9 protein-coding genes are annotated in these 12,800 nt (G+C 40.0%); 4 read left to right on the top strand and 5 right to left on the bottom strand.

Features of this window, described 5'->3' with window-relative positions; translation table 11 throughout:
• The first annotated feature begins 18 nt into the window (after positions 1 to 18).
• Entirely contained in the window at positions 19 to 3,012 is a 2,994-nt protein-coding gene (locus BMF77_RS21585) for a peptidase domain-containing ABC transporter (RefSeq protein ID WP_148765725.1), read from the top strand.
• Between the two features lie 257 nt (positions 3,013 to 3,269).
• Positions 3,270 to 4,865 carry an HlyD family efflux transporter periplasmic adaptor subunit gene (locus BMF77_RS21590; RefSeq protein ID WP_015078473.1) on the top strand — a complete coding sequence of 532 codons (1,596 nt, stop codon included), beginning with the start codon at positions 3,270 to 3,272 and terminating at the stop codon, positions 4,863 to 4,865.
• Between the two features lie 111 nt (positions 4,866 to 4,976).
• Here the strand turns inward: BMF77_RS21590 and BMF77_RS21595 are convergent, their stop codons facing one another.
• The 4 genes from BMF77_RS21595 to murC form a co-directional block, all read right to left on the bottom strand.
• Complete coding sequence (locus tag BMF77_RS21595) at positions 4,977 to 6,338, bottom strand: OB-fold nucleic acid binding domain-containing protein (protein WP_148765727.1); 1,362 nt, start codon at positions 6,336 to 6,338, stop codon at positions 4,977 to 4,979.
• A gap of 314 nt (positions 6,339 to 6,652) precedes the next feature.
• Positions 6,653 to 7,000: a YbaB/EbfC family nucleoid-associated protein gene (locus BMF77_RS21600; protein ID WP_015080378.1), complete on the bottom strand. Its 348-nt coding sequence runs from the start codon at positions 6,998 to 7,000 to the stop codon at positions 6,653 to 6,655.
• Positions 7,001 to 7,156: 156 nt separating this feature from the next.
• On the bottom strand, positions 7,157 to 8,155 hold the full coding sequence (gene murB / locus BMF77_RS21605; RefSeq protein WP_015080377.1) for a UDP-N-acetylmuramate dehydrogenase: 999 nt from the start codon (positions 8,153 to 8,155) through the stop codon (positions 7,157 to 7,159).
• 101 nt (positions 8,156 to 8,256) lie between these two features.
• Positions 8,257 to 9,717 (bottom strand): UDP-N-acetylmuramate--L-alanine ligase, encoded by a 1,461-nt coding sequence (gene murC, locus BMF77_RS21610; protein WP_148765729.1) that lies wholly within the window; start codon positions 9,715 to 9,717, stop codon positions 8,257 to 8,259.
• Positions 9,718 to 10,109: 392 nt separating this feature from the next.
• Between murC and BMF77_RS26955 the strand changes: the two genes are divergently transcribed.
• Together BMF77_RS26955 and BMF77_RS21615 are read left to right on the top strand one after the other, a co-directional pair.
• A complete protein-coding gene (locus BMF77_RS26955; RefSeq protein ID WP_168204369.1) occupies positions 10,110 to 10,268 on the top strand; it encodes a hypothetical protein in 159 nt (52 codons plus the stop codon).
• 130 nt (positions 10,269 to 10,398) lie between these two features.
• On the top strand, positions 10,399 to 11,412 hold the full coding sequence (locus BMF77_RS21615) for a type I glyceraldehyde-3-phosphate dehydrogenase (RefSeq protein ID WP_148765731.1): 1,014 nt from the start codon (positions 10,399 to 10,401) through the stop codon (positions 11,410 to 11,412).
• 136 nt (positions 11,413 to 11,548) lie between these two features.
• Here BMF77_RS21615 and thiL read toward each other — a convergent pair whose 3' ends face one another.
• Positions 11,549 to 12,592, bottom strand: coding sequence for a thiamine-phosphate kinase (gene thiL, locus BMF77_RS21620; protein ID WP_148765733.1), 1,044 nt, complete (start codon positions 12,590 to 12,592; stop codon positions 11,549 to 11,551).
• Between the last annotated feature and the right edge of the window lie 208 nt (positions 12,593 to 12,800).

Consider the following 12,800-nt stretch of genomic DNA (forward strand, 5'->3'; position numbering starts at 1 on the left):
ATAACTAACTCAATCAATATGACTTATATTCAGAGTAACTTTGAAGAATTCATTGCTAGTATTGAAGGATTTGATCAATTATCAAAAGAGGAAATTAACAACCTCTTATCATCACAAATTCTCCAGCCTTTACGTTATCGTGTAGGACAAAAAATTATTGGTAAAGAACAACTACCAGAAAGGATCGCCATTCTTCATCAAGGTAACGTCAGACTATTGGGATATAATCCCCAAAACCAATTACCAATTACATTAAAATTACTCCAACCAGGGGCAACAATTGGCGAAATTTCTTGGTTACGTGAGCTTCCTTGTGAAACTGCCATAGCTTCCACAGAAGTAATCTGTTTAACCTGGAAAGCCGCAGATTATTTGCAATTTATCAACCGCAATCCAGCCTTTGCGAAAGCTCGTCAAAATCAAAGTCACCTAATTGAAATCTTTGATATTTTGAGTTCCCAGGTAGCACAAAAAGCTTTAGTAAATCACAACCTCAAAGACATTACCCAACAGGCTCAATTAGAAGCAAAAATTCATTATTTATCACCAGGAAAAACAGCCTTACAAGAATTAGGCAGCGATCGCATTTGGTTTGTGAGTGGTCGTAGTTCCCTGCCCAATTTCCCACCTGGTTCTCGTCTAGAAACCGACGTAATTGAAGTTAAAGGCAACATTCCTGTTCGTTTATTGGGCATTAATCCTCAAGATCTATCACTACTTGATGGTATTTCCATCGAATCAGAAACATTAGAAACTATATCAGATAGCAGAGTAGATTCGGAAATTCCCTACGCCCAAGAACCAGAATTTGTTCCCCCCACCACATCAAACCAGCCATTAAAAAATCAAAACTATCCATTTTTCCGGGGACAAGGAGAATTAGATTCTAGTCTGGCTTGTTTTCAAATGCTATCCAAGCATTTAGAAATGCCCTTTCGGAAAGAAGTAGTACGGCGGATTTTAAACGACCAAATTAAGCGTCAAGGGAGTATATCTTTTCAAGTTTGCGCTTATTTATCTGAACTAATTGGACTTAAATCCCAGCTAGTTGATGTTCCCGCTGTTTCCATTAATCGGATTCCTACCCCAGCATTAATTCGCTATCGTGACAGTTTTGCTGTTCTCTATGCAGTAGATGGAAAAACAGTAGTTTTGGGTTTGCCATCTCAAGGTATTATCAACTGCCAAATTAGTCAATTGGTAGAAGAATTAGAAACTGATGACGCTAATCTTCAACCACAAGTTAGAGTTTTATTACTGAGTGCGACCAAAGAAACACCGAAAGAACGCTTTGGTTTATCTTGGTTTGTTCCCTATTTATCGCGTTACCGTCGGGTGCTGATAGAAGTATTTATTGCTTCCTTCTTCGTCCAACTAGCAGCCCTCGCTAATCCTCTAGTTATTCAGTTAATTATTGATAAAGTCATTGTGCAAAATAGTATTAGCACCCTGAATATTTTAGGAGTATTACTATTAGCAGTGGGTGTTTTTGAAGCAGTATTAACCACCTTGCGGACTTACCTATTTGTAGATACCACCAACCGCATTGATATGAGTTTGGGGTCACAAATTATTGACCACTTACTGCGCTTACCACTGCGCTATTTTGATAAAAGACCAGTTGGTGAACTATCCACCAGAATTAATGAATTAGAAAATATCCGTCAGTTTCTCACCGGTACGGCTTTAACAGTAGTATTAGATGCCCTGTTTTCCGTTGTTTATATAGTTGTCATGCTGTTCTACAGTTGGGAACTAACTCTCGTCGGATTAGGAACAATCCCTCTATTTGTGGTAGTGACATTAATCGCTGCTCCCACAGTGAGTAGACAATTAAGAACCAAAGCTGAACGTAATGCCGAAACTCAATCTTATTTGGTTGAGGTTATGTCAGGTATTCAAACAGTTAAAGCCCAAAATATTGAATTACGCTCCCGGTTTTCTTGGCAAAATAAATATGCTAAGTTTGTCGCTGCCGGTTTTAAAACTGTGCTGACTTCCACATTAGCTAATTCAACCAGTCAGTTTCTAAGTAAACTTAGTAGCTTATTAGTTTTATGGGTGGGAGCTTATTTAGTTTTGAAAGGAGAATTAACATTAGGAGAATTAATTGCCTTTCGGATTATTTCTAGTTACGTTACTACCCCGATTTTACGCTTGGCACAAATCTGGCAGAACTTCCAAGAAACTGGTTTATCTTTAGAAAGATTAAGTGATATTGTGGATACACCACAAGAAGCAGAAATAGATCGGAATAATATTTCTCTTCCTACCGTTAACGGTGCAGTGAAATATGAAAACGTTTCCTTCCGATTTGCTGCCAGCGGACCACTACAACTCAGCAATGTCACCGTCGAATTTGCCCCAGGTAAATTTGTGGGCATTGTCGGGCAAAGTGGTTCAGGAAAAAGTACAATGATGAAATTACTGCTCAGACTTTATGACACAGAATCTGGGAGAATTTTAGTTGATGGTTACGACATTTCCAAAGTCGAACTTTATTCGCTGCGGCGACAAATTGGCGTAGTTCCCCAAGATACGCTCTTATTTGATGGCACAGTTCAAGAAAATATTGCTTTAACTAATCCTGATGCCACAACTGAGGAAATTATTGAAGCGGCTCAAATTGCTGTTGCTCATGAATTTATTATGACCTTGCCCAATGGTTATAATACACGAGTTGGGGAACGAGGATCAGCCCTTTCTGGTGGACAAAGACAGAGAATTGCGATCGCTCGTTCTGTCCTGCAAAGACCTAAAATATTAGTTTTAGATGAAGCCACCAGCGCCCTAGATTATCCGACAGAAAAGCAAATTGGTCTGAACTTAGCTCGCGCTTTTAAAGGTAATACAGTCTTCTTCATTACCCACCGTTTGAATACTGTTAGTAATGCCGATACTATCGTCGTCATGGATAATAGTAGAATGATAGAACAAGGTAGTCATCAAGAACTTATGGCAGCTAAAGGTCATTATTTCTATCTTTATCAACAACAGGAAGTAAACTTGTAATTTGTCAATTGTCAGTTGTTTCTATACAGCAGATTTCGCTCTAATGAGATACAAACTTGAATTATAAAACTCTTGATAGTGCGGGCATACTATGGCTAACGCCACGCTGCGCTATCGACAAGCTCAGTACAAGTCTTGCCCGCTGGATATGTACCTCATAACACCGGAAAGTGCTATAAGATTCAACTGATAACTGATTAAAGATAAAATTACGCACCACTAAATATTCAATCTAAAATCCAAAATCTAAACTTATTATGACTCAAATTAATGGTAATTACACCAACGGAAATGGCAATGGAAAGGGTAACGGAAATGGGAGAGCATCCCATAGAGATGCACAAGTATTAACATCGCCCAAACCCACTCCCAAACAGCCAAAACCCGACTTCAATTTTGATAACTTCGAGCAATCTGTAGTTCTCCGTCAATCCCCAATTTGGTCACGAACCATCATGATTACTCTCATGGGATTGGCTTGTTTTGGAATTATTTGGGCTTGTTTAGCGAAAATTGAACAAGTAGTTCCCGCAACAGGACAATTAAAACCAGAAGGAACAGTTAAAGATGTGCAAGCTCCTGTTAATGGGGTTGTGAAGTCACTGTATGTAAAAGATGGACAACAGGTAAAAACAGGAGATTTATTATTAACCTTTGATTCTATTGCGACCCTAGCCGAATTAAATTCATTGAATAAAATTCGTGTGGCTTTAATTCAGGAAAACAATATCTATCGGCGCTTAATGGGAGCAAGTACCGGAATAGATGCTGAAATAGCATTTTTACGCAGTAAACTACCGGGAGAATCAGCTTTTCTGCTCAAAAGTCGCGCTTCCTTAGTAGCAGAAAATGAATTATTACGTTCTCAATTAAGAAATTTACCGGGAGCAGCAGGGACAGGAATTGATGAACAACAACTACTAGCAGTTGCGAAAACAGAATTAGCATCTCGTTCCAAAGCCGCAGAGTTGGAAGTTGAAAAAACCAGAAAGCAACTTTCTCAAACAGAATTTAAACTCCAAGATACTAAAAATGGTTTAGCAATTCAAAGTCAGATTTTAGTTAGTCTTAAAACCTTAGCTGAAGAAGGTGGTATTTCTAAACTGCAATATCTTAACCAACAACAACAGGTACAAACTCTCAAAGCGGAAATATCACAATTACAAGAAGAAGAAAAACGTCTGAAATTCGATATTGATAAAGGAAAAGAGCAATCAACCAATACAGTTGCTAGTTCTGATAAAACTATTTTGGAGAAAATAGGTAGTAACAAACAACGGATTGCGGAAATTGATAGTCAATTCATGAAGATTATTTTAGACAATGAACAGCGTTTAGCAGATGTCAATAGCAAAATATCGCAAACACAATTAAATGTTAAATATCAAGAACTTCGCGCTCCAGTGGGAGGTGTAGTTTTTGATTTACAAGCTAAAAATCCCGGTTTTGTTGCTAATTCTACCCAAAAATTACTGCAAATTGTCCCTAAAGATAGTCTAATAGCGGAAGTTTTCATCACCAATAAAGATATTGGTTTTGTCAGGAAAGGAATGAATGTAGATGTGAGAATTGACTCCTTTCCCTTTAGTGAATTTGGTGATATTAAGGGTAAAGTAATTGATATCGGTTCAGATGCTTTACCTCCAGATCAAAACCATCAATTTTATAGATTCCCAGCCAAAATCAAGTTAGATAAACAACAATTAAGTCTCACCAATCAAGAGAGAAAGATATCCTTACAGTCGGGGATGTCTATTACTGCTAATATTAAAGTCCGGGAAGAACGGACAGTGATGAGTTTATTTACAGAGATGTTTACAAAGCAAATCGAGAGTTTGAATGAGGTTCGTTAGGGATTGTTAAAATTAATTATTCAGCAAGCCCTAATTAGATGTTAGTTCTTTAGGAATTAAACAAAATAGAACACAAGTAGCGGTAATTCATAAATTATCGCTACGCAAGCTTTAACCGCTGGTTAGTTGTTTGATATCAGCGCGGAATTTACCGTTTTGTAATGCTTGCACTGCTGTTCCTGAATCTTGTACCCAAAACTGTCTCCCAAAGCGGACAATTTCCCGGTGACTTCCGGCTTGAACAATACCAATTACAGGTATTCTTGATTTATCCTTATCCCCAGCTTGTGATTTGAGAATTGTATTTAGACGATGTTGCTCTTCAATTGTCCCGGCTTGTTGTGGACTCAGTTCCACTAAAATCATTGTTACTGTTTCGACAGTTTCTGCGTCTTCTAGGATAAATTGAACTTGATCATCACGGCGATCTATTTTACCCCAAATAATTAATCTGGCATCAACTTCCAGTATAGAACTAATGCGCTCATAGGTTTTAGGAAAAACCACAGCTTCCGCAGATCCAGATAAATCTTCAACTTGCAAAATTGCCATAGAGTCACCTTTTTTGGTGACAACCTTTTTCACATTATTCAACATTACTGCTGCACAAAGAATAGCATCATCTTTTTGTTCTCCCAATTGTGCCAGGTTAATAGGTGCAAGGACTGAGGATGATTGTCTGATAGATTTAAGAGGATGATCTGAGAGATAAAATCCTAATAATTCTTTTTCCATTCGTAATTTTTCTTGAGGTGGTAAATCATTAACAGGAGGAGCTTTAGGTGCAGATTCATAAGCATTCTTTTGGGGTTGATTATTATTACCTGCAAATCCACCTCCTAATAAATCAAATATATTTCCCTGTCCACTAGCTTTGTCTCTAGCACGGGATTGCGCCCACTCATAAACTAATTCTAAATCATGAATTAATTGGTTGCGATTAGCTTGAATTTTGTCAAAAGCTCCGCAGTTAATTAATGATTCTAAAGTACGCCGATTCATGGCACGTAAATCAACGCGATCGCAAAAATCCGCCAAAGATTTAAATGGGACTAATTCCCCTGATTCTTCCCTCGCTTCTAAAATTGAGGCGATCGCATTTTGTCCCACATTTCGCACCGCCGAAAATCCAAATAAAATCTTCTCACCTGCCGGGGTAAAATCTAAACCAGAACGATTCACATCAGGTGCATCAATCACAATCCCCATATTAGAACAGTTATCAAGATACTTCCGCACCTTGTCTGTATCCCCACTATTAGCGGTTAACAACGCCGCCATATATTCCAATGGGTAATTTGCCTTTAAATATGATGTTTGATAAGTTACATAAGCGTAAGCTGTCGAGTGGGATTTATTAAAACAATTAGAAGCGATAAAACCATTTTTAATCACAAAATTATGGTCATTTTCCACACCAATATCATAAACATTGGCTTGACCTACATAAGTACGGGAAACTATTTTAACCATATTACTTGGCTTGGCAAAATTTGTTTATTTACACCTTAATAATCATTATCAGCCACACAAATACCTTTACATTTAATCCCATTCGTAGCAGTCCGCTGACAATGAGAACATAAAACCTCTTCCTTTTCTGTTTCTTGATTTATCTCCATATTATTGCTTGTCTGGAGCTGATCTTTTTCGGTCTGGAGTTTGTCATTCATAGGAATATATTTAATGAATTTCCATCTGCTGAAGTTTCTCTATTAAATTTGATTTAATTTTTGTGTCAGTCGCCAGTTGTTTTATACTACTGACCACTGACTATTAACTAATGACTACATTCCAGGTAATTCCAGTCCACTGGTTAAATCTTCCATCCGTTCCCGCATGGTTTCGGTAGACTTTTGATAGGCATCTTTCATGGCCGCAGCTACCAAATCAGAAAGCACTTCTGCACCTTCTTCTAAAGCAGATGGAGCAATTTCCACCCGTTTGGGTTCTTGGTTACCACTGACAATAACTTTAACAAGTCCACCACCAGATTCTCCCAGAATCTCCATTTTCTCCAATTCTTCTTGAAGACGCTTTGCACCTTCTTGAACCTGTTGGGCTTTTTTAAACGCTTCCGCTAATTCTTTCATTTTGCCTAAGCCAAAGCCAAATCCCTGTCCTTTTTCTGCCATAACTGGTTATCCGCCGTACGATTACTTACAAATCAAATTCAATTATAGATGCGATGAGTAATTGGTGATGGGTAATTGGTAATTGGTAATTGGTAATAGAGAAAATCCCTGCCTCTTGCCTTTTGCCTTTTGCCTTTTGCCTTTTGCCTCTTGCCTTTAAGCAACTACTTGAAACTCACCCAACATTTTCACTTCTGGTTCTAGCCAAATTGACCAGCGTTCTTGTACCTCATGTTGAATATGACGAATGAGGCAGAAAATATCACTGGCTTTAGCTCCTCCCCGATTGACAATAAAATTAGCATGGAGTTGGGCAACTTGCGCTCCCCCTAATTGATAACCTTTGAGTCCGGTTTGTTCAATTAACCAACCAGCAGTATAAGGTTTAGGATTTCTAAACACACTGCCACAACTAGGATAGCTGTAAGGTTGGGTGCTGAGGCGGTGTTTTTTATGTTCCTTAGTTCTAGCTGTCACTTGCACCGGATCTGCTCCTGGTTGCAGTTGGAAGGTGGCTTGAGTCACAACCCGCTTACCACCTTGTAGTAGTGAACTTCGGTATCTGTAGCCTAATTCTTCTGGGGTGAGAGTTACCAAAGTTCCATCTGGAGAAAGAACTTGAGCGCTAACTAACATATCTGCGATACAGCTATCATGCGCTCCAGCATTCATCACCACCGCACCGCCCAAAGTTCCAGGAATACCCACAGCCCATTCTAATCCTTCCCATCCCAAAGCCGCTGCGTCCCATGCTAAACTAGGGATAGGCTCTCCCGCGGATACAGTTAATTGACCTGTAGCTGGATCAAAGTTTTTAGACCGGAGATGACGAGTAGCGATGACTAAACCGGGGATACCGCGATCGCTCACCAACAAGTTAGAACCAGCACCTAGTATTGTGACTGCTAAATCATTCTCTTTGGCGTATTCAATACTTGCTTGCAACGCTCCTAAATCGCGGGGAGAAACATAGCATTCAGCCTCTCCTCCCACCCGATAAGAAGTAAATGCCGACAAGGAAGTATGGGTTTTGAGCGGACAATCAGTTCCTGGTAAGTAAATTAATTTGCTATTATCCACATCATCTTTAGTTTGTAGTTGTGGAGTCAAATCAGAAAATTTGCAGATTTTGCTAAATCCCTGGGAAGTTATCATCTTTACTTAAATTGGTAATTTTTGACTTATGTTCTTTATTTACCAGAAAAATCCGGTACTGGAGTTAACTAAGAGAACCCTGCCAGAGTGCAGTTCTGATCCTAAGATGTGGCAATTGCCGGTTCACTCATAGTGGTAATAAGTTCAGGAATAGCCTGATTCAAATTACCCGCACCTAAAAATAATGCCAAATCTCCCGGACGGAGGGTTTGCAGTAAAAATTCACTAACTAAAGGTAAAGTGTGCTGATAAACCACTTCAGGGTTGTATTTACTAATTGCAGTGGCTAAATCCTGTCCACTAACTTGTCCTAAATCAGGCTCACCCGCACTATAAATATCAGTTAGCACAACTAAATCAGCATGGGTAAAAGACTCAGCGAACTCTTTTAAAAACGTTAATGTCCGAGTATAACGATGGGGCTGGAAGATAGCAACTACCCTTTGTCCAGGTCTAGTTTGAAGACGAGCTGCGGCTAAAGTAACACGAATTTCACTAGGATGATGGGCATAGTCATCAATAAAAGTCACCCCAGCAGCTTCACCTCGAAACTCGAACCGTCGTCTTGCACCTTCAAAGCTAGTAATCCCTTTGGCAATTTCTCCAAATTCTAATCCCAAAACTCTACCCACAGCTACTGCTGCTAAAGAATTGCTGAGGTTATGATGACTTAATAGCTGTAAATTTAGTACCCCCAAGGCTTGACCTTTTTCCCATACTAAAGCTGTTGTCCCATCAGCCCGATAATCTATATTAGTAACGGTGTAGTCAGCACCTTTATCTGGGTAAAGACTATAGCTAATGGTTGGTTTCAGGCGCTCGCGCACTGTTTCACAATCAATACTACCTACCAAAGTTTTGCAACCTTGAGCAAAGGTTTGGAACGTATTAACTACCTCTTCTAAACTTTCGTAGTGGTCAGGATGATCTAATTCAATATTAGTAATAATACCAATCTCTGGAGCGTGCTTCACCAAAGAACCATCAGACTCATCTGCTTCCGCTACTAAATAACGGCTAGACCCCATTCTGGCATTACCTTCCCAAGCCTTAACTTCACCACCGACCAAAATCGTCGGATCAAGTCCAGCTTGCAAAAGCATATAACCAATCAGACTGCTAGTAGTAGTTTTCCCATGGGTTCCGGCCACAGCAATACTGTAATAATCAGCAATCAAAGCCGCAAGAACATCAGAACGATGCCAAATTGGGCAACCTAATGCCAGCGCCGCTTTATATTCCAAATTATTAGCATTAATAGCTGTGGAACAAATCACTTGAGGCCAGGTTGTTTTTGCCGCAGACAACTTTTCTGGTGAAGTTAACAATAAATCATCAGCCGATGCTTCAGGGACAAAGAACTCCAGATTGTTTGCTTCTTGCTTACTAAAAATGTGAGCGCCTAGAGATTCTAACTTGTGCGTAATATGGTTAGGACGCAAGTCTGAACCAGATACTGGTAATTGGCGTTTGGTTAGAACATAAGCCAAAGCAGACATTCCAATCCCACCAATTCCGATGAAATGAAATGGTCTACCACTAAAATCTATACAATTACTCATTTTATTTACCTCTTACACCACACCACACCAGAATCACATAAGACACGCGTATCATACCAGGATTTTGATTTTTACAGATCCTAACTATCCCATCTAAAATATTCATCCCTGCTGAATGAGTAAATTTTGACTTTTGTTTTGCCCCTTGAGCCAGATTACCCCCCGAAAATTATTTCTAATCTGCTCATAAGATTATTCTGAAAATATCTGCTACATCGGGAAAGAAAATTGTGTAAATTTAAATACATTTTGTCATGACTTTTTTAGCACTAAGTAGGATGGCTTTAGATATAGCAATTTGCATCACTTACCAAAAGCCTCTGTCGGAATTGTCTACAATAGTACATTGGTAGTGAAATTATTGTTTAATTTATAGAAATCATCATTGGTCATTGGTCATTGGTCATTGGTCATTGGTCATTGGTCATTGGTCAGTAGGGGCGAAGCATTTGGAAGATAAATTATCGGTCATTGCTAAAAATAGTTCTCCAAATGCTTCGCCCGTACAGTTGTCAGTTGTTAAGAAGTTTTCCCTGCTCCCTGACTCCTGACTCCTTCTTATAAAATTCTGTATTTTTTTGTTGATCAAAGACTTTATCGTTATAAATAGCCGCCCCCTTTGCGATATGATTGGGGTCAACGATATCAACTTATAGGCATAAATACAGAGGGCAAGATACTGTGATTAGAGTTGCAATTAACGGTTTTGGGCGCATTGGACGTAACTTTGCCCGCTGCTGGGTGGGTAGAGAAAATAGCAATATTCAACTGGTCGGGATTAATGACACATCCGACCCTAGAACTAATGCTCACTTGCTTAGATATGACTCAATGTTAGGCAAGCTGCAAGGTGTAGATATTAGTGCTGATGATAACTCTATAACCCTTAATGGTAATACAGTTAAGTGCGTATCTGATCGCAACCCAGATAACTTACCCTGGAAAGAGTGGGGAATTGACCTGATTATCGAATCAACAGGCGTTTTTACCAGCAAAGAAGGGGCAATGAGGCACGTAAATGCCGGAGCTAAAAAGGTTCTGATTACCGCTCCTGGCAAAAATGAAGATGGTACTTTTGTAATTGGTGTCAATCATCATGATTATGACCACAACATCCATAACATTATCAGTAATGCCAGTTGTACAACTAACTGTTTAGCTCCCATTGCCAAGGTATTAGATGAAAAATTTGGGATCATCAAAGGCATAATGACCACTACCCACAGCTACACAGGTGATCAGCGCTTACTAGACGCTTCTCATCGTGATTTGCGTCGGGCAAGAGCAGCAGCTATTAACATTGTTCCCACCTCTACTGGTGCAGCAAAAGCAGTAGCGTTGGTACTTCCTCAGTTGAAGGGTAAGCTAAATGGTGTGGCTTTGCGTGTACCAACCCCTAATGTTTCCATGGTGGATTTTGTAGTACAAACTGAAAAGCGCACTATTGCCGAAGAGGTTAACCAAGCTCTGAAAGAAGCTGCTGAAGGTCCCTTGAAAGGCATTTTAGGTTACAGCGAATTGGAACTTGTATCTTCTGACTATCAAGGTACAGATGAATCTTCTATTGTTGATGCCAGCTTGACTATTGTTATGGGCAATGACATGGTGAAAGTCATGGCATGGTATGACAATGAATGGGGTTATAGCCAACGTGTTCTTGATTTGGCGGAATTAGTAGCTGAAAAATGGGTTTAATTGTCCTTTGTCAGTTGTCAGTTGTCCTTTGTCCTTTGTTTTTCTTTACCACTGACCACTGACCACTGTACGGGCGAAGCATTTGGAGAACTATTTTTGGCAATGACCGATAATTTATCTTCCAAATGCTTCGCCCCTACTGACCAAAATGTTGGAATCCCTGGCTGAGGCTGAGAACTTGGTCGGGGATTTCTGCTTTTTCGCGGTGTAAAATCACTTTTGAGCCTGGGGTAATTGTGCCAATTATGGCTGCACCTGTGCCTAATTTTTGCACTAATGCTAATGCAGGTTCTGGTGGTAAACACAGGACTAATTCAAAATCTTCGCCACCATAGAGGGCATATTTTAATGATTTTTCTGGTGTGAGCCACCCTTCAAAGGCTGATGGTAAGGGTATTTTACTAGCTTCTATAACTGCACCGACGTTACTGGCTCGGCAAATTTGTAATATTGCGTCTGCTAAACCGTCGCTGCTATCCATACCGGACATAGGCAGGGGGCAGGGAGCAGGGGGCAGGGAGCAGGGGGATATGAGAATTTCTTTGAGGATAGAGATTACATCTAAACGGGGTTTGGGGCGCTGGTGGGCGGTGATTAAGGCTGCCTTGGCTTCAGTTTTGAGGTTTTGAGCTATTTCGGGATGTAAAAGTAATTCTAAGCCTGCACGGGAGGCTCCATGTATACCTGTGATGACAATAGCATTTCCTACTTGAGCGGTGGCACGACGGATGATGAAATTGGGGTTAGCTTGACCTAAGGCGGTAATTGCTAAAGTGGTAATGGGCGATCGCACTATATCACCACCAACTATGGGAACATGATACTTTGACAAGCATTCTGTCATGCCCTGATATAGTCGCTCAACCCAATTTACAGTTACATCTCCCGGTAAACCTAATCCCACAGTTATGCCCACGGGAGTCGCCCCCATTGCTGCTAAATCGGATAAATTAGCCGCCGCAGCCCGCCAACCAGCATCCTCTGGAGAGGTGGTAACATCACTAAAATGCACACCGTCAACGAGCATATCTGTAGTAACTATCAAAGATTGATTTGGTAAGGTTTCTAAAACTGCGGCATCATCACCAATTATATCGGGTGGACAAAAGCGTTGTAATCTTTCTAAAAGACCTTGTTCGCCAATATCTCGAACTCGTAAGCCAGATAAATCACTATTCATAATTAAATGTACTCATTACTTTATGGCAATAGATCCTGATAGTTCAATACCTTCGCCAAATTGAAAAAAGCCTTGATTCGGAGGTTGGGTTGTGGAACGTTAGCATTGCCAAGCAATAGCATGAAACCCAACGTATTTGTTGAGTTGCGCTGTCGCTTAACCCAACAACGCAAAAAATGGCGAAAGTATTGATAGTTTGTAAGTAATA

The sequence above is a fragment of the Dolichospermum sp. UHCC 0315A genome (genome assembly GCF_008121535.1).
Lineage (GTDB): Bacteria > Cyanobacteriota > Cyanobacteriia > Cyanobacteriales > Nostocaceae > Dolichospermum > Dolichospermum lemmermannii.

Coding starts and splice junctions, on each gene's coding strand:
- BMF77_RS21585 (WP_148765725.1), top strand. CDS start 19: ATGACTTATATTCAGAGTAACTTTGAAGAATTCATTGCTAGTATTGAA.
- BMF77_RS21590 (WP_015078473.1), top strand. CDS start 3,270: ATGACTCAAATTAATGGTAATTACACCAACGGAAATGGCAATGGAAAG.
- BMF77_RS21600 (WP_015080378.1), bottom strand. CDS start 7,000: ATGGCAGAAAAAGGACAGGGATTTGGCTTTGGCTTAGGCAAAATGAAA.
- murC (WP_148765729.1), bottom strand. CDS start 9,717: ATGAGTAATTGTATAGATTTTAGTGGTAGACCATTTCATTTCATCGGA.
- BMF77_RS21595 (WP_148765727.1), bottom strand. CDS start 6,338: ATGGTTAAAATAGTTTCCCGTACTTATGTAGGTCAAGCCAATGTTTAT.
- murB (WP_015080377.1), bottom strand. CDS start 8,155: ATGATAACTTCCCAGGGATTTAGCAAAATCTGCAAATTTTCTGATTTG.
- thiL (WP_148765733.1), bottom strand. CDS start 12,592: ATGAATAGTGATTTATCTGGCTTACGAGTTCGAGATATTGGCGAACAA.